This window comes from Chryseobacterium sp. Bi04, assembly GCF_918698085.1.
Lineage (GTDB): Bacteria > Bacteroidota > Bacteroidia > Flavobacteriales > Weeksellaceae > Chryseobacterium.
Genome location: NZ_CAKKLP010000005.1, coordinates 341,666 through 361,419, shown reverse-complemented (window position 1 = coordinate 361,419; position 19,754 = coordinate 341,666). Strand labels below are relative to the sequence as shown.

Annotated in this window: 11 protein-coding genes; 8 read left to right on the top strand and 3 right to left on the bottom strand. The window is 39.3% G+C overall.

What is annotated here, in order from left to right:
- The first annotated feature begins 129 nt into the window (after nt 1-129).
- Genes LQV47_RS11165 through LQV47_RS11155 form a run of 3 tightly spaced genes read left to right on the top strand, consistent with a single transcriptional unit; the run spans nt 130 to nt 3,214 of the window.
- On the top strand, nt 130-1,161 hold the full coding sequence (locus LQV47_RS11165; RefSeq protein ID WP_230036861.1) for a hypothetical protein: 1,032 nt from the start codon (nt 130-132) through the stop codon (nt 1,159-1,161).
- A gap of 35 nt (nt 1,162-1,196) precedes the next feature.
- Nucleotides 1,197-2,177 carry a hypothetical protein gene (locus LQV47_RS11160; protein WP_230036859.1) on the top strand — a complete coding sequence of 327 codons (981 nt, stop codon included), beginning with the start codon at nt 1,197-1,199 and terminating at the stop codon, nt 2,175-2,177.
- A gap of 17 nt (nt 2,178-2,194) precedes the next feature.
- On the top strand, nt 2,195-3,214 hold the full coding sequence (locus tag LQV47_RS11155) for a terpene synthase family protein (protein WP_230036858.1): 1,020 nt from the start codon (nt 2,195-2,197) through the stop codon (nt 3,212-3,214).
- A 280-nt stretch (nt 3,215-3,494) separates the two neighbouring features.
- On the opposite strand, the gene LQV47_RS11150 is transcribed toward LQV47_RS11155, so the two are convergent.
- Nucleotides 3,495-3,638 (bottom strand): hypothetical protein, encoded by a 144-nt coding sequence (locus LQV47_RS11150; protein WP_230036856.1) that lies wholly within the window; start codon nt 3,636-3,638, stop codon nt 3,495-3,497.
- 286 nt (nt 3,639-3,924) lie between these two features.
- Between LQV47_RS11150 and LQV47_RS11145 the strand changes: the two genes are divergently transcribed.
- The 3 genes from LQV47_RS11145 to LQV47_RS11135 are packed head-to-tail and all read left to right on the top strand — an operon-like array spanning nt 3,925 to nt 5,865.
- A complete protein-coding gene (locus tag LQV47_RS11145) occupies nt 3,925-4,800 on the top strand; it encodes an alpha/beta hydrolase (protein ID WP_230036854.1) in 876 nt (291 codons plus the stop codon).
- 46 nt (nt 4,801-4,846) lie between these two features.
- Nucleotides 4,847-5,440 carry a dihydrofolate reductase family protein gene (locus tag LQV47_RS11140; RefSeq protein ID WP_230036853.1) on the top strand — a complete coding sequence of 198 codons (594 nt, stop codon included), beginning with the start codon at nt 4,847-4,849 and terminating at the stop codon, nt 5,438-5,440.
- A gap of 56 nt (nt 5,441-5,496) precedes the next feature.
- Complete coding sequence (locus LQV47_RS11135) at nt 5,497-5,865, top strand: VOC family protein (protein ID WP_230036851.1); 369 nt, start codon at nt 5,497-5,499, stop codon at nt 5,863-5,865.
- Between the two features lie 117 nt (nt 5,866-5,982).
- Here the strand turns inward: LQV47_RS11135 and LQV47_RS11130 are convergent, their stop codons facing one another.
- Together LQV47_RS11130 and LQV47_RS11125 are read right to left on the bottom strand one after the other, a co-directional pair.
- Entirely contained in the window at nt 5,983-6,786 is an 804-nt protein-coding gene (locus LQV47_RS11130; protein ID WP_230036849.1) for an SDR family oxidoreductase, read from the bottom strand.
- A gap of 77 nt (nt 6,787-6,863) precedes the next feature.
- Nucleotides 6,864-7,421, bottom strand: a complete 558-nt coding sequence (locus LQV47_RS11125; protein ID WP_230036847.1) for a Crp/Fnr family transcriptional regulator — start codon at nt 7,419-7,421, stop codon at nt 6,864-6,866.
- A 348-nt stretch (nt 7,422-7,769) separates the two neighbouring features.
- Between LQV47_RS11125 and LQV47_RS11120 the strand changes: the two genes are divergently transcribed.
- On the top strand, nt 7,770-7,967 hold the full coding sequence (locus tag LQV47_RS11120) for a hypothetical protein (protein ID WP_230036845.1): 198 nt from the start codon (nt 7,770-7,772) through the stop codon (nt 7,965-7,967).
- A 270-nt stretch (nt 7,968-8,237) separates the two neighbouring features.
- Nucleotides 8,238-19,742: a non-ribosomal peptide synthetase gene (locus tag LQV47_RS11115; protein ID WP_230036843.1), complete on the top strand. Its 11,505-nt coding sequence runs from the start codon at nt 8,238-8,240 to the stop codon at nt 19,740-19,742.
- The last annotated feature ends 12 nt before the right edge of the window (nt 19,743-19,754 follow it).

The window sequence follows — 19,754 nt, the reverse complement described above, 5'->3', positions numbered from 1 at the left end:
ATATATATTAGTTCACGTTATTCATGATTGTATCTGATTGGTAATTAGTTTGATAGTAATTCCAATATAGTTTGCTATATGTAAAAAACTATACATTCTCTGAAAAAAGAACCATTAAAACATAAAATCATGAGCAATGAAAATTTTAACACCCTTGAACTGCTTCGCAATCATTTCAGGTACCCGTTCCCAACACTTAAAAATCCCAATGCCGAACAATTGCAAGAGATCACCGAGAAACAATGGATCGACGGGGAATACCTGTGGCTTTATGAGCAGAATCCCGATCTACGCAAAAAGTACAAAAAAACAAAGACAGCCCATATTGCGGCCCAATGGTTTCCAACTGCATCACCAGAACGGTTCAAACCCATCTGCAGGCTGATGCTGTGGACCCTCTACAATGATGACCTTTATGAAGAAAGTGAGCCTGAAGATATCGGACATATACATGCCCAATCAATTGCCATACTCAATGGTGAGATCAGTGCTGAAGATTCCGGAATCCCATTAGGTCCTATGCTGGCCGCATTAAGACAGGAGCTATTGCAGTTTATTCCCCAGGAATCAGTTTTCCGGTTTACAAAAATGATCAGCAAATATTTTACAGGATTAGAAACCGAATTAAAATACAAGAAAAATAAAGCCTATCCCAGTGTGAGTGAATGTATTGCCTTACGTGAAAACTCTATCTGCCTTTATCCTTTCCTTCAGCTTACAGAGCTGGAAACAGGAATTATTCTTCCGAAGGAGATCCATGAGCACCCGGTGATCATCCGTTTACAGACACTGGCCTGTCATCTGGTTACCTTTTTCAATGAAGTACAGTCTGTATTGAAAGATGAGGCAACCGACAGTATTTATTACAATATCGTAAAGGTAATCCAACATGAACGTCAGATGTCTTTGAAAGAAGCCTGTCTTGAAGATTTGCGCCTTCATAATGAAGATCTGAAAGAATTCATAGAACTACAGGCTTCTTTGCCTGATTTTGGAATATGGCAGGATGCTGTTGTAAACTGGGTACACTATATGAGTATGGTGCTCAGCGGCTGGAAAAATATATCAACCCAACTTGACCGCTATAATAAAACTGAATTTCCGAGTGCCCTGGAACTAAAGGAAAGGCTGAGCCAAAGTCAGACTCAAAAAGAAATTTAGTAAGCTGCATTATTAATAACCTTAAACATTTAATCATGAAGCAAAAAGATATTTCTGTTTTACACTATCCCTGGCCTTATGAAATAGGACCCTTTTCACAGTCATTTTATGAAGAACAAAATGGTTGGATTGATACAGATTATTTGTTCATGTCCGAAGTTGCCCGTACTCAATACAAAAATCAGGGTTTGGTAGAGACTGCATCGTATATGTTTCCTGCGGCAAGCAGTAAGGAACAGGTAAGACCTATGGCCAGATTTATTGTATGGCTTACATTATTTGATGATTACTACAAGCTATGTCCTGTCCATCAGCTTGCTGATATCAGGGATTATATCATGGATGTAATGATGGGCCGGAAACCCAGACCTGATGACATAGGTTTAATAAGGCAGGTTGCTTTAAGCAGAGAGGAGCTTCTTCCCTATGTAAATGATGACTGGTTTCATCGGTGGACAAAGGACTTTTATAACTTTACTACTTATGGTATGATGGAAGAAATGCCTTATAGGTTAAAAAAACAATGTCCTGCTCTTAATACCCTGTTGCTTATCCGTGAGTATTCTATTTCTATATACCCTTATGCAAATCTGGTTGAGCCGTCTATCAATTTTATAATTCCGAACCTTATATCTGAGCATCCCGTTATCAAACGGTTAAAAATGCTGATGTGCCGTATCATTGCAATCCAGAATGATTTCGCTTCATGGGAAAGAGGATTAGCTGTTGACACAGAAGTTCTGAACATTATACTTGTACTACGGGATCAGTACAAAATTTCATTGGAAGAGGCTTGTGCTGAAGTGCGGAATATCCATGATCATTATGTCAATGAATTTATAGGACTGCAGAATAATGTTCCTGATTTTGGCTTGCATCAAAAGAATGTGGACCGTTTTGTTCATAATATGGCCCTAATGATCTCAGGAATGGGAGCGTGGCATCGTAAAGAAAGCGTTGTACACTATAAAATTCCTAATGAATTTTCACGACCTGAATATGGAACATCAGTATAATTTAAAAAAATAACATAATGACAACAGAGGAATTTATAGAACAATTCAACGCAGCCGATTATTTACCGATTGGCTATTATCCATGGCCGGACACTATAAATCCCCATGTAGAGCAGATGGGGAAAGATGTGGATCAATGGATTGATACAGACTATGTATCATGGCCTGAAAAGATAAAAGAAAAATACCGGAAAATGGTCTTACATGATGTGTCAGCCAGAATGCTTCCTTATGTAAGCGAAAATAAAATGAGGCCTTTTAACAGATTTTTGTTTTTTTTGACCTCATTTGATGATCAACATGAATTGCTGTCAGTGGAAGAGTTGGAACAATGCCGGAAGCGCATGATGGAAATCTTGGACGGGGATATGCCAACGCAGGAAGAAAAAGGATGGTATAGCCAGCTTGCGCTGATTCGTGATGAAGCCAATGAGTTCATGCCGGAACTATGGATGAAGCGATTTGCTCAGGAGTTGAGTGACTTTGTACAATATGGGATGGGTGGAGAAGTACCTTTTAAAGTGAACAAAACCTTTCCTTCCACAGCTCATTTTATGACATTCAGAGAATTTTCAATAGGCATGCGGCCTTGCTTGATTGCTGCAGAGTTTATGCTTGCTGATGTATTACCCGATACTATTGCGAACCACCCTGTATTAAGGCGTTTACTGGCATTGGCAGCAAGAATAGTTGCCTGGCAGAATGATATCCATTCTCTACGAAAGGAATACGGTAAAGATACAGAAACCCTAAATCTTATTTTCGTTTTGCAGCGAGAAAATAATCTTTCGCTGGAAGAAGCTGTAGAAGAATGTATGCGTATCCATGATGAAGAAGTAGAAGAGTTTATTTCGTTACAAACTAATCTCCCTGATTTTGGAATATACAATGAGTCAGTAGCTACCTATGTACTTGGTTTAGGCATACAAATACAAGGCGTGAATACTTATTATCTATCAGGTACACAGCGTTATTTGATTCGGGGTGCCGGTTTTGCATGGCCAGAAAAAGCATTCGAGGAAGATACTAGTCTCTGAGTTTAATATTTATAATAACTCTTCACAAAAATAAGCCTTGGAATCAAAAAAATCCAAGGCTTATTTATTTCTGAATAGTATGTATTAATACCTTTTAAGTTGTTAACTTAATATATCACATGGGGCTACACATATCACCCACGGACATCTTTTTATTCCCGGAGGTGGGCAGCATGCTTCGGAACAACCTGACGCTCCACCATTAATACTCTTTAGCTGATCTCTTGAAATTTTCTTACAATTTTTCATAATAAAGTAATTAATTGGGTTCAACTTACAATTAAGGCTGGTTTCCACCACCACATCCGTCATATGGCATACATTGCCATTTTCCGCTGATTAAGCATATCTGACCACCTGGGCAGTTGATTCCTCCCTTAATTGCTTTCATTTCCTGTCTTTGGATTTTTTTTAAATTTTTCATAATAATAAGCTTGTTTGTAATTCGAAATTAATCAAATTTTGTGAACTGAAGTAATATTATTCTGAATTTTTTCTCTTTATTGAGTTTGTTTGAATGGCGTTTTATGTTAAAATTTATTAATTAAACAAATGGAACAAGCCTGAACACCTGAAAAAGTATCTGTTTAAACGAAATGCAAAAAAATGATTTCATCCGAATAAAATCTTGTCTTGTGACAAGTGAGTTTTCACAGCAAGTTGGTAATTTTGATTAACAGTTTTTTGATGAACCAAATCCAAATCATACTATGAAAAATTTATTTAAATCCTCCAAGTTTATTAAACTATTATTCATAATGCTTATTATTATGTTTACGGTAACAACATTATATGGACAAAAACTAACTCCGTCCGGCAGTGGTTATGTGCCTGTGAACGGCAGCAAAATATATTATGAAGTATATGGTGAGGGCAAGCCCATTGTATTATTACACGGTGCTTTTATGACGATTGATATGAACTGGGGGCAACTGATCCCGGACTTGTCTAAGAACCATAAGGTAATTGCTGTAGAATTGCAGGGACACGGACATACCCCATTTTCAGACAGAAAATTATCACATACTACTTTAGCAAGTGATGTAAAAGGGGTATTGGATTACCTTAAAATAGATAAGGCAGATGTAATAGGGTATAGTTTTGGAGGAGCTGTGGCTTACCAGTTTGCCATACAAAGCCCTGAAAAACTAAATAAGCTGGTAATTATTTCTGCTACCTATAAAAGTACCGGGTGGGTTCCCGAGGTAAGAAATGCTTTTAAGACCATGAAACCTGAACTTTTTATGAACAGCCCTATGCAGGAAGCCTATAATGCTGTTGCTCCCGATAAAACAAAATGGACGAAATTTCTGGAGCAAATGATTGCATCTGCAGGGCAGCCTTTCGATCTGGGGGATTCCAATATTTCGAAAATTCCGGCACCTGTTTTAATTATAGCCGGTGATAATGATGGACTGGATAAAACGGAGCTGGCAAAAACTTATAAGCTACTGGGAGGTGGCATCTCTGCAGATATGGCTCCCATGCCGAAATCTCAGTTGGCTATTGTTCCGGGACAGGGACACGTTACCCTGATGATGCAGACTGCAACGATCCTAAGCTACTTAAACAGCTTTTTAAAGTAACTTAGATCAAATTGGAATAAAAAATATATTAATTAAACAGATCAATATGAGAAAAATAACCGTTTTATCAATGATCACACTGGATGGTGTGATGCAGGGGCCCGGAGGTCCTGAAGAAGATGTGTCCGGAGACTTCAGATATGGTGGCTGGACAGTATCTTATGGAGATGAGCTTTTTGGTCAGATCATGCAGGAAGAAATGAAGCAGGCTGACTATCTTTTAGGAAGGAAAACATTTGACATTTTCTCATCCTACTGGCCGGATCATGCTAACTTCTGGCCCGCTATTAATGAGGGAACGAAATATGTACTGTCCCAAACTATGGAAAAATCTGATTGGAAACATACCGTTTTTCTCAGGAATCTGGCGGATATACAGAATCTTAAACAGTCTGAAGGAGCTGATATCCAGGTTTGGGGAAGCAGTGAGCTTATTCATCTGTTGTTGAAACACGACCTCGTAGATGAAATTCGCCTTAAAATCTATCCGCTGATTCTTGGTAAAGGAAAAAGACTGTTTGACGATCATGCAGTTCCGGCAACCTTTGTCCTGACAGAGAGCCATGTGACATCAAAAGGGGTAATCATAGCCAACTATAAACGTGATGGCGAGGTTCTAACAGGTAATATTGAAATCTAGCCAAGAGTGAGAACTTATCTGTTTAATTTTTGGAATCACCATTAAAAATATATACTATGGATATAAAATTTGAGGCAGGAATTAATATAGCTATAAAAATTCCTAAAAATAAGTACGAAAAAACAGTGGCTTTTTACAGGGATATTTTGAAATTGGATGTTGAAGAAAAGCCCATTGCTAATCCCACTGTTTCCAGAACACATGAAGTGAAATTCGGCAGTAATATAATATGGTTAGATTGTGTGGACAACTACACGCATTCCGAAACCTGGTTACAGCTTACTGTTCCTGATGTAGAAGAAGCTACAAAATATCTGCAGTCAAACGGTGTAGAAACTTGTGACGAAATTGAGGAGCTTCCTGAAAATATGCACTGGATTACCGATCCTGCAGGCACAGTGTTCAATGTACAGCAAACGCAATAGCAATACAAGCACGTAATAATTTCTAGGCAAAGGGAATTGTGATAATCTGAGAACTTTTGAAAAATAACATGTTTGGGGGTAAACCTCTTGCCCCCCGGCATGGAAAATGGAAATTTCTTATCCGAAAAATCTTTTTTTCATACTGTCGATTACAGTATCAATTCCGTCTTTTCTTAACCAGGTGTATTCTGATGAAGCTAGGCTACCTGCGGTATAATGCAATTGTTTCTTTCCATCTGTAGCTGCTTCGTAAACAATATCTGCAATACTTTCGGGAGTATCACCCTGAGTGGCTGCATCTCCTCTCATTGCTGTAATATATTGATTAAAAACTTCGTGATAATCCTCATGGGTAACCATCTGTGCATTATTTCCAAAACCGGTCTTCATATAAGCGGGCACTATTGTTTTGATGACTATACCCAACCCGTCTAATTCATAACTCATTCCTTCTGTCCATGTTTCCAGTGCAGCCTTTGTTGCGGCATAAACGGCCACAAATGGATAAGGAATGTTTGCGGTAGAAGAGGTTACAGTCATAATGGTTCCGTTTTTTCTTGCTCTGAAATAGGGAAGGAATGCTTTTGTAATAAGCATGGTTCCCAAAAAATTGGTGTTAATTTGCTGAGCCAGCTGTTCATCGGTAGTTCCTTCAAAAGCCCCCATAAGCCCATATGCTGCATTATTAAACAGCACGTCTACCGGGCCTATTCTCTCTGCTTCATGTGCTATGTTAGCAATTTCCTGGGCATTGCTGAGGTCTAATTTCAAGAGATGAACATTGGCTAACTGCGTAAGTTCTGTTTCTTTTTCAGGTCGTCGCATTGCTGCAATTACAGTCCAGCCTTTTGAGGCAAATAATTGGGCGGTTGCTTTTCCCAATCCTGAAGAAGCCCCCGTAATGAAAATTGTGTTGTTCATTTTTAAATTTTTACAATTGATACTGCAAAAATGCATCGTTTAAAAATAGACCTGTTTACCATTTGGTAAAAAGCAACTTAACGGATGTTTTTTCTTATTCTGCTTAACGATTGTTGAGTAATTCCCAGGTAGGAAGCGATGTATGAAAGAGGAATACGGTTGACAAGTGTAGGATATTTTTCCATAAATTCCAAATAGCGGGTGGTGGCATCCTGTGATACTAACGGACTTACCCTTTCCAGTTTTTGAACCAGCGATTTATTGGTAATCTTTTGAATGATAGTCTCCCAGCCGATGATGGTATCGGAAATTTCCTTCCAGTCAGAATTGGAAAATACAAGAAGCTGACAATCTGTTGCCGCCTGAATATATTCTGTAGAAGGTACATTTCTGAGGTTAAAAAGTAAATGCTTTTCTTCTATGAAAATTTTGGTAATTTCTTCCCCTTTATTGTTGTAATAGCAAATACGGAATATGCCGTCAGTAACAAAGGCTACCTGTTTCAAAACCTTTCCTGCTTCTGCAAAATATTCATCTTTCTTAAGTTCTATTTCTTTTGCTTTGCTTGTGATGAGTTCAATTTGCTGTTGGTTCAGGTTACTAAACAGTAATAGGTATTCTATAAAGTCTTTCATTACCATAAAATTAATAATAATTGTTGTCTGGCAAATTACCATTTGGTAAAGAATCTTTGAAAGGTCCAATTTATAATGTTCAACAATAGTAATATTCTTACACTTTGTGTTTTTATAGCCCCTAATAGAAATAGAAGGTTTCCTTTACAATCAGGTGGATTCCAGAAGTACAAAATAAGGACATATCAGGAATATGGACGGCTCAAAGAAAAGAAATTATCTTTCTCTCTAACTTTTGAAACTGAGGATATGTTTAACAAAATGTGATTATTACAATGATTTTTTTTAAAAATATCACCACTGTAAGAGTTATTTTGTTAATTTTATGCCACATCAAAAACTAAAATCATGAACTATACCTTTCTTATTATGGACATTTTCTTTTTTGTTACAGGTTGTACTATATGTTACCTGATCAATAGAAGAAGATTAAATGCTGAAGGACTGGAAGGCTTTTCTCTACATAACCACACTGCTTCAACAAAATTTATAAAAGACATTGGCAAGCTGATCGCCTATGCATTTATCACGTCAGGTATTTTGTAGTAGTTTTCTTTTCTGAGTCTCTCGTAAAGAGATGAATGCAGGGCTTGCCATTGGTACTGCACCTTTATTGCAGCATAAACCGGCACATTTGAAAAATCAAGTGACGGGTCAGAATAGAGCCGGCAAAGAAATCAATCCACGAAGAATTCAGGACATCCATTTGAAAATTTCGTAATGCAGAGCATTGCTGAAAATGGATGTATCCTAAAAATATAAATGATAAAGACAATAAAAACATATATCTGTTAATTTTTTTAAACTAATATCTAAATGAGTACAATCCATTATCCTTTACATCCTGCACAGCGAGATATTTTTATTGACCAGGTAATGAATCCGACCAGTCTGCGCTATAGCCAGGGTTGCTATTTAACATTAAAAGGTCCTTTGGATAAAAACATTTTTTTCTCATCTGTTAAACAAATGTTATTTGCCTATGATGTGTTCCGGTTACAGTTTGATATTGATGACTTAGATTCAACGGCAATTCTTGTGGCAGAGCTTCCTTCAACAGTGTTTATGGAAAAGGATTTTAGCGGAGAATCCGAAGAAATTGCATTGATATGGATGCAGGAACAGCTAAATATACCCATAGTACTGAAGCCGGGGCACTATCCCCATAAACACTATTTATTAAAGATTAATGATGATACATATTGGTATTTTATTCATTATCATCATATCATTTTAGATGGTTTCGGTTTATCCAATTGGCTTAAAGAAGTTGCACAATACTATCGGGAAAATACACCGGCCATTAGTAGGATAAAAGAAGGTCCATCTTATGTAACACTGATGAAAACTGCTGATGAGTGCTATAAATCTCATGTTTATGAAGAGACCAGAGAATATTGGAGAAATAAATTTACGGAACCTCTTCCCTCATTACTTGACAAGAAATATCCCATAAAAGGAAAAGAGACCAGTGGATTATATACCATAGAACTGAATACTGCACAAACCGCGTACCTGGATTCTTTAAAAAAGGGTGCAGGGGCTGGTTTATCTGCATTTTCGCTGGCAGTATTAACTATTTATCTTGGTCAGGTTACCGAAGAAAATACCTTTACCCTTGGAGTAACATTGCATAAAAGGAGAACTGATTTCGAACGTTCCTCTGTAGGAATGTTTTCCGGGATCTTGCCATTTTCCTGTCAATATGATCCGGAGAAATCATTTTATGAATTATTGGTAGATATAATGGAAGCTCAAAAGGAAAGCTATCCGCATTACCGCTACATGGTTTCCGATTTTACCACGCTATTCCCCGTTGATGAAGAAAGAACATCTCCCTTTGAGATTATTGTGAATCATGGAAGACTTGATTTTGCACTGGACTTTGGACAAGACATGCTTTCAGACCTGAAACTCGTGAGAAACAATTATCAGACACTTCCGTTAGAAATATTTTGGAGGGACTTTGGTAACAATCAGCCGTTGCAATTAGAGTTTATTTATAACAAAGTTTATTTTTCTCCCGAAGAGATACAGCTTTTTGCCAGCCGGTTTTTATACATTCTTGAGCAATGCAGCTATAATCCTGAAGCTCAGCTGAAAAATATTCAGGTACTGCCTTCTGAAGAATTATCGTTATTGGAGCAGTATTCAAACAACAAAGAAATATATACTTCTGAAGATACCGTTATCTCCATGTTTGCTGCAAAGGTTGCTGCACAGCCTGATGCTGTTGCAGTAATTGCAGGTGAAAAAAGATTTACTTATTCAAAACTGGCGGCACTTTCTGATGCACTGGCTGTACACCTCAAAGAAAAAGGAGTAAAGCCTGGTATGCCCGTGCTTTTATGTATGGAACGTACACCGGAACTGATGATTGCTATTTTAGCAATTCTTAAAGCAGGGGCTGCTTATGTGCCGGTTGAACCGGATCTTCCTGCTGAGCGATTACAGGTGTTGATGGAAGAAGTAGGCAGCAAAATTGTGGTGACCACCCTTCATTATGCTTCACGGTTTATTGCCCCGGAAATTATATGTATAGACAGCCTGCAGCTGCATTCAGGAGCAATAACAGATATTGCCATTCAAAACACAGATATGGCCTATATAATGTTTACTTCGGGCTCAACGGGTAAACCTAAAGGAGTAATGGTGACCCATCAAAATGTAGTCAGTTTAGTAAAAGCAACAGATTATTTTCCGATTACAGCGAACGACTGTATATTGGCTGGTGGTTCTTTTGCTTTTGATGCAAGTACTTTTGAATATTGGGGAGCATTATTAAACGGGGGCACACTGGTAATGGCCACCAAAGCAGAATTGATGGATGCTGCAACATTAAAATCCATTATTCGTACGCAGAAAGTCACTAAAATGTTTTTTACTACAGGATGGTTTAATTTGCTGGCGGATACCGATGTTTCGGTATTTGAAACATTAACAGCAGTTATTGTTGGTGGAGAACGTTTCTCTGTTCAGCATGCCCGGAAGGTGGCTGCTCATTGTAAAAACTTACAAATTGTAAATGGTTACGGACCTACTGAAAATACCACTTTTTCAATGGGATATTTAATCGGTAATAATAATTTACCTGAAGAAGCTCCTATTGGCAAACCACTGAATTTCCGGAGTGCTTATATTCTTAACAAACATCAGGAGCTTGTTCCCATTGGAGTTACCGGGGAGCTGTATGTGGGAGGTGCGGGATTAACTAATGGATATTATAAGAAACCAGAGCTTACTGATGCTGCTTTTGTATCCCATTTGTTTAAAGAAAATAAGGGTGAAAAACTTTATAGAACCGGTGACCTGGTGCGTTGGTTACCGGACGGAAATATTCTTTTTGTAGGCCGTGCGGATGATCAGGTGAAAATCAGGGGATTCCGTATAGAACCGGCAGAAATAACAGCTGTATTACTTCAGTCACCTATGATAAAACAGGCTGTGGTTATGGCCAGACCAGATGCTACCGGTGTTCTTCAGCTGGTTGCTTACGTTGTTGAATCGGAAAATCCATATAAAAAAGACCTATTGTTGCAATGGCTTGAAATGAAGCTGCCGGGCTATATGATTCCTGCCCATATTGTTTGGATGGAAGCACTTCCACTCAATTCTAACGGCAAAGTAGACCGAAAGGCATTACCCATTCCTGAAAACACGGTAGTGGAGCAGAGTGACAGACCGCGTAATGAAACAGAGCATAGGTTAGCTAAAGTATGGCAGGATTTACTGCAGGTACCGGAAGTGGGTATCCGCGATAATTTTTTCCACCTGGGCGGCCATTCTCTAATGGCCATGCGTATAAGTGCTTTTATTAAAAACGAATGGGGACAGCGTGTGGCACCTACCGTATTATTCACTTGTAAAACCATAGAACGTCTTGCGGCCTATATTGATCAACTGCAGGAGGAGGAACCCACAGAGAAAGTTATCAGGTCAGAGGAATATCACACAGGAAAACTGCCATTGTCATTTGGTCAGGAAAGGATGTGGTTCCTTGATCGTTTGCATGGTTCCGTACAATATCATATCATTTTAGCATTCAGGCTCACGGGTGAGCTTGATATACCATCACTGGAAAAAGCACTGGGGTATATGATTGACCGTCATGAAGTGCTGCGTACTGTGATCCGCCAGGATGACGGCGTACCTTATCAGCATATACTGGAAAAAAATACATGGAAGATCGATATGTATGAAGATGATTTTTCAGCTTCAGATGAACAAAGTGTTCAGTTTCTGATGGATGACCTGGTAACCAGACCTTTCGATTTATCTGATGAACATATGCTCCGCGCACATCTTATTCCACTTTCTTCACAGAAACATATACTGGTGATCAATATTCACCATATTGCGGCTGATGGTTGGTCTTTGTCTGTTTTAACAAAAGAACTTGATACTTGTTACCGGGCTTACCGGCAAGGTAAAGAGCCAGCATTGGCAGCACTACCGTTTCAGTATAAGGATTATTCGGTTTGGCAGCGTCAGCAGGAAGCCGTGTTGGCTGAGAAGCTTGATTATTGGAAAAGCAAACTCAATGGTGTGGTTTTACTGAATATGCCTACCGATTACGCTCGTTCTGCAAAACAAAGTGTTCGTGGTGATTCTATGAAGTTCAGGGTAGACAAAGAACTTACAGAACAGTTAAAATTATTTTCAGTAAAAGAGGATGTCACTTTATATATGACACTGCTTACAACATTTAAAGTATTGTTACATCGTTATTGTTCTCAAGATGATATTTGTGTTGGTGGTGCTATCTCAGGTCGTTTGCAGCAGGAATTTGAACCGTTGATTGGTTTCTTTGTAAATACGCTTGCTTTACGTACCGATTTGGGTGAGCAGCCTGGTTTCCGGGAAGCATTACAACGTGTCAAAAAAACACTTCTGGAAGCATATGACCATCAGGAGGTACCTTTTGAGAGGGTTGTAAATCAGGTACAGGGAGAACGGGATACCAGCAGAAACCCTCTTTTCCAGGTAGTATTCGTATTACAGAATGCTCCGGATATGGAAATGAATAAGCTCGACGAAATAATGGTAGATCCCATAAGCCACCGCTACCGTACCAGCCAGTTCGATCTTCATTTTTCAATACACGAAACCCCGGATGGGTTATATGCAGATGTAGCGTATTGCAATGATCTTTTTAAGGCTTCTACTATTGAACGCTTATTGGGGCATTTTGAAACGTTATTGCGATCCGTGGTTACAGCTCCTGATAGGTCTATCAGTAAAATGACGATGCTAAGCACAGCTGAAACAGACCAGTTACTATATTCATTCAGTGGTGTTCCTGCCACTTATCCTACCCAGCAAACCATTGTGGGGCTATTTGCAGATCAGGTGATGCGGACCCCTGATCATATTGCGGTTAGCTTTGAAGGAGAAGATCTCAGCTATCGTACACTTGATGAACAGTCTACGAGGCTTGCGGTGCATCTCCGGCTTGCAGGTGTTGATAAAGGAACATTGGTGCCAATATGTACAGGTCACTGTTTGGAAATGATGGTCGGTATTCTGGGAATATTAAAAGCCGGTGGTGTATATATTCCTGTAGATCCCGAATATCCTGAAGATCGTATTGGTTTTATTCTGAGTGATACAAATGCGCCTGTTGTATTGGTAGTAGAACGTACATTGCCTGTAGTAAAAAAAATATACGAATCCCGGTTAATTTGTGTGGATGGTGATTGGGACGTCACCGGACTTACAGCTGATTTACCTGCCTGTGATCCGGGGCAGCCTGCTTATATTATTTATACTTCCGGCTCTACAGGCCGCCCTAAAGGAGTGATAATTCCTCATCGTAATGTGGTTCGTTTGTTTATGACTTCTGTTCCGTTGTACGATTTTAATGAGCATGATGTATGGACCATGTTCCATTCTTATTGTTTTGATTTTTCTGTCTGGGAAATGTATGGAGCTCTTTTTTACGGAGGTCGTCTGGTGATTGTTCCTCGTACTGTAGCACGTGATACCATGGCGTTTACGAAGCTGTTGGTTAATGAGGGAGTAACAGTTCTTAATCAAACCCCTTCAGCATTTTATGTATTACAGGAGTATATTCTGCTGAATCCGGTTTCCTTAGGAGTCCGTTATGTTATTTTTGGAGGGGAAGCACTGCATCCGTTGCGTTTAAAGGGCTGGCACAAATTATTCCCTGCCTGCAAATTAATCAATATGTATGGGATTACAGAAACTACAGTACATGTTACTTATCAGGAAATTACAGAAAAAGAGATGAATGGTAGTGGCAGTATTATAGGTAAAACAATTCCTACATTATGGGCTTACATTCTGGATAAGAATCTGCAGCCAGTTCCTATTGGTGTACCGGGAGAACTGTGTATTGCCGGTGAGGGCGTTGCCACGGGATATTTGAATAGAGAAGAGCTTACTGCAGAACGGTTTGTGAGGAATCCGTTCAGTGAAGACGAACATGAAAAGCTGTACAGAGCAGGCGATTTGGGAAAATGGTTAGAAGATGGAACGATAGAATACCTTGGCCGTATAGACCATCAGGTAAAAATACGTGGCTACCGTATTGAATTGGGTGAGATAGAACATGCCTTAAATAAATTGCCGGAAGTAGCTGAAAGCTGTGTTGTTATAAAAAACTCAGAGGATCAGTCAGATAAAAAATTGGTTTGCTATTACGTACCTGATCTAAGCAAAGTAAAAAACTTTGAGAAGTTTCTTTATCAGGATCATGTGAATAAATGGCAGAGGCACTTTGAAGAAACGTATGATAAAAAATATTCAGATGACGGAACGGCAGTATCTGATACCACCGGCTGGTATGATTCTTTTACAGGAGAAGCCATTCCTGAAACAGAAAGGAAAGAATGGCTCAATGATAGTAGTCAGATAATTCTTGCACACCAGCCACAGCATGTGCTTGAGATAGGATGTGGTACAGGCTCGCTTTATGATCGGCTGGCACCTCATATTAAACAATACACAGGAATTGATCTTTCACATCATTCCATCGAAAAATTGCACAGCCACATTAAAGATGATCCCAATAATTTCCCTGCTACACAGCTGCATGCCTGTGCTGCCCACGAAATGAGATCCAATGAAATAGAGGGTGCTGATACAATAGTACTTAACTCGGTAATACAATACTTTCCGGGAGAAGATTATCTTACAGATATTATTTCGGACAATATAACACGTCTCAATGGATATGGCCGTATTATTATTGGAGATGTGAGAGATTATCGCCTGCTGCATACTTTTAAATCCCGTCTCTGTCTGGATAAAATACAGGAACATACAGGGATTGATGAATTTCGCTGGCTGGTAGATCAGGAAATGATGAAAGAGGAAGAATTATGTTTTGCTCCTGATTATTTTTATCAGCTCACAGAAAGGTTTCCGGATATAACCCACGTAGATATCCGTTGGAAAACTGGAAATGAAAATAATGAACGTACGCTGTACCGCTTTACAGTAATTCTTCATATAGGAACAGATAAGCAGCTGTTGAAACCGGAATGGATGGATTGGAATCTGATGAAAACTGACCCTGAAAAGTGGATACAAAATGGTTTCCCTGTGGTGGCAATAAGCAATATGCCAAATTACAGACTTTGGAAAGAACAGCAACTGGCAACAGGATTAACGGAAAAAACAACGATAAATGTCCGTGATTTATGCCATGCTGTCGGGCAGCCTTCCCAGGAAACCGGGTTAATATCAGCCTTCCTAAAGAAAGCTTCCGAAAAAGGGTATCATATACGCATGATGCCTGCTGTAGATCCTCTGTGTGTTAATGTGTTATTAGAGCAGAATCCTACAGCTGATTTTGTCGATCCTCTGTATGAAGTTAACTATCATTCAGCATATAATAATATACCTCTTTTCTCCGATATTATAGCGGTCATGCAAAAGCAAATAAAAGAAGCGCTAGCTCGTACTATTCCTGACTACATGATACCTGCCGATATAATTGCCTTACAGCATATGCCCGTGACTTCTAATGGAAAAACGGACCGAGGCTTTCTTTCGCAGATTGAGGATCAGCAAAGAAAACGAAGTACCGGATATGAGATGCCTGTTTCTGCAATGGAAATTGTACTTGCTGATATCTGGCAGGAAATATTGAGTATAGAACGGGTAGGTGTCCTTGATAACTTTTTTGAAATTGGAGGAGACTCCATCCGTGTTGTAAAAGTAGCGGCCCGTATCAAGAATAGGATCGGTGTTGAAATAAGTGTCGCAGATATCTATGGGACACGTACCGTTCGGGATCTGGCTGTTTTATTGGAAAACACTAATTATGAGAATACTAATGAAGTCCTTAAAGATATAACCGAAGAACTGTCTGATCTGGAAAAAAAATACCTGCCTTTACTTGATTCAGGAGGTAACTTGGAGTCTGTTTATCCTATGACCAGTATTCAGAATGGGATGATCTACGCTTCATTACGCGACCCGGATTCATCTATTTACCACGATCAGTTTCTATATCCTGTAGAACGGAAAATAGATAGACTGCTTTTTGAGAGTGCCTTAAAGCTAATGGTTGACAAACATGAAACATTCAGAACTACTTTTCATCTCGGGCTTCATGAAACGGGATTGCAGGCTGTGTCACGAAGTATACCGGTGATGGTAGAAGAATTGGATTTGTCTGATAAGGATATAAATGGGGTAAAGCAATATCTGACCATCTATCTGGAAAAGGAACGTGTGAAATCTTTTGATATTCAGGAAGGCCCTTTATGGCGTGCAGCTCTTTTACATTGGCATGAAGGCACTGTTTTTATTTTGCAGTTTCATCATGCTATACTGGATGGCTGGAGTGTGGCTGCTTTTAACACAGAGTTATTTAACCTGTATTTACAATTGGAAAAGAATCCGGTACATCAGCCACTTCCACGGCTGAATGGTCATTATCGCGATTTTGTAAAAGAAGAGATGAGCAGGAAGAAACAGGCACTGGACCATATTTTTTGGCAAACTGAAATGGAAGATCATCAGCGGCTTGATATCTTTACCCAGGAAGAGAACTATGAAAATGTTGTTGTTGGATATGATATTCAGATACTAAATCACCTGAAAGACCTGACCAGGGAGTATGGACTGTCATTGAAAGGTATATTCCTGGGGATCAGTCTTTACGTAACAAGTATGCTTAGCTACAGACGCAAAATAACAATTGGTCTGGTGGCCAACAACCGGCCTATAGTAGAAGACGGAGATAAATTGCTTGGATGCTTTCTCAATACAATACCATTTGTACTGGATATGCCCGGATCTGATATATCCTGGATAGATTATTTCAAAACAGTAGAGGATAAATTAAAACAACTGGAAATTCATGATCGTACACCTCTTGCAGAAATTGCACGCATTAATGGAGAATCTTCACCCAAAGAAAACCCTTTCTTTGATGTTATTTATAATTTTATCAATTTTCATATTTATGATGAACTTGAAAAAGATCTTGTTAATGTACAATTAGGAAAAGAATCGCTTACCGACACCAGCTTCGGTGTAGCAAATACATTTCTTAATTTTTCCATAAGCCTTACGGGAGATGATATGAAAATAGTTTTCTCCCTTTCCAGAATGCTTCAAAGTGGCAAAACAGCCGGAGATCTGAAATACTACTTCGATTATGTGCTGGACTGTTTCCGTCACCGGGCAACACAAAAGATAGAGAAGCAGCTGCTGTTACCAATGGCAGAGCATGATTATCTTATTAAAGATCTCAACAATTCAGGAGCCATTTTCTCACAAGATAGTACACTTTCTTCCGGTTTTGATAAAGCCGCGGAAAATCATCCCGATAAGATTGCACTGGTAACGGCAGAAAAAGAATATACTTATCGTAGATTACAAGACTGGGTAAACAGGCTGGCTGCTTTGTTTATCAGTGCGGGTATTAAGCCTGGTATGTATGTTCCGGTAATTGCTGACCGTACCGCAAATACAGTAGCAAGTATTCTGGCCATTATGAAAGCAGGAGCCGCTTATGTACCTATTGATCCTAAAATGCCGGAAAACAGAATGCTAATGATACTGAATGATACAAAAGCCACCATTGTAGTAGGCCGCCAGCTTCCTGTATTTCAACTTTCTCCTGGAGCTGTATTTGTAAATACTGCGGAGGTTTCAAGTATTGATGCGGCTGATGTATTTCCTGTACTGTCCTCTTCCTCTTATGCCTATGTGATTTATACTTCAGGATCTACCGGAGTGCCTAAAGGGGTGCCTGTAAAACACAGATCTGTGGTGAACCTTATAGAAGGATGCAGCACGCAGCTTGATTTTTCTGCAGATGAACGCTCATTACAGTTTACAAATTTCACCTTCGATGCATCTGTGGAAGTAATGTTTTTATCTTTATTAAAAGGTGCTGCATTGGTTGTACCGAACGATGAGGTATTACATGATCCGGATCTTTTTTGCAAATTCGTAAAAACACAAAATATCACTCATCTTGTTCTTACTCCGGGTTTCTTACAAAGTCTCGGGCATATAAGGCTGTCATCTATCCTTAAAAGGATTGTAGTGGGTGGAGAAGAATGTCCACCAATGCTGGCGGAGTATTGGTCTCAATACGTAGATTTTTATAATGAGTACGGACCTACGGAAAGTACGGTAACTGCCACAAGGTACAAGTATACAGGGGAATCCTTAAAAAAAACACCTATAGGAAAGCCTGTACAAAATGTATCTGTTTATGTATTGGATGAGTTACAGCAGGTGCTTCCATCCGGAGTTACGGGTGAAATATACATTGGTGGAGAAGGAGTTACAGATGGCTACCTGAATCGCCCGGAATTAACGGAACAACGTTTTATACCTGATGTATTCACTGATGCCTCAGGGGCGGTCTTGTATAGAACCGGGGATATAGGAAGATGGCTGCCGGATGGTAACCTGGAATATCAGCATAGAGCTGATAATCAGGTGAAGGTACGTGGCTACCGTATAGAGCCCGGCGAAATAGAATCCGTATTGCTTCAGCATCCGGACATTAAACAGGCTGCCGTACTGGTACAGACAGATATGCATCACAACAATCGATTAATTGCCTACGTATCAGTTGTTAATGGGTTGTCTGAAGAAGATGTTATTTCTTATTTACGAGAACAGCTTCCGTACTATATGATTCCGGCATATATTCAGTTATTGTCACAAATTCCGCTCACTTTTTCAGGAAAGGTAGATAGAAATGCCTTGAGCATTAGCACACCAACGGATTCTGGATCCCGCCAGCTTATTCTTCCGGCAAATCCACTAGAAAATAGGCTGGCAGATATATGGCGGGAGCTATTGAATGTAAATGAGATAAGTACCGATGATGACTTTTTTGCACTGGGAGGGCATTCACTTACTACATTACAATTGCTGAGCCGTATACGGGCAGCAGGATATGAAGTTCAATTGCAGGAAATACTTGCCCATACAACAATTGCCGGACAAGCTGTTTTCCTGATGAATAATCAACAAAGAGCAGACTCTGATAAGGCAATGCAAAACGAACACATTAGAATACTTAACAAAAGCCACCAGCCTCAAAAAATATTTTTATTGCCGGGATCAAATGGTAATTGTGATGGTTATGATGAACTGGCTGCTTCACTGGCTCCTTTGGGAACTGTGTATGGTATTCAGATGATGGGGGTGCTGGAAGGTGAAAAACCATTGTATAATATGAGGAAAATTGCAGAACTTCAGCTTAGCTGGATACAGGAAATACAGCCAACAGGACCTTATCAGTTTATTGCTCACTCTTTTGGCGGACATGTATTATTTGAAATGATTAAACAGTTGGAACAGGCTGGCGAAAAAGTAGAAATGGCTTCCATACTGGATGTAGCCACAACTTTACCTGATATGTTTTTTAATGCCGGTTATGTGATGAATTTTGTGATGGATTCACTTGCGAAATATGGTTTATTAACGGTTTCAGATCCTGAATGGAAAGAGGACCTGCATACTGAACTGATCACATTGATTTCTCAAAAGAAGATTCCCGATATTACTGAATTATTGAAACACAGAATTATAACACAGCCTGAAGGTAATGGTTTGATACTTCGGATTATCAATATGAATATAACCAACATGATGCTTGGCCATGCTATTGAGGATAAAATTGATACTCCTCTTATCATAATAAAAGCAGCGGAAAATAGGTTATCTCATGAGCTGTCTGCACTTGGATGGGAGAACCACAGTACATCGGTACAGGTTGCAGAAGTGGCCGGAGACCATTTTACAATGCTATACAAAAAAAATGCTGTGGAAATAGCCACCTTGGTACAGCAATTTATTGTTGAGCTGGCAGAATAATTATAGCCTTTA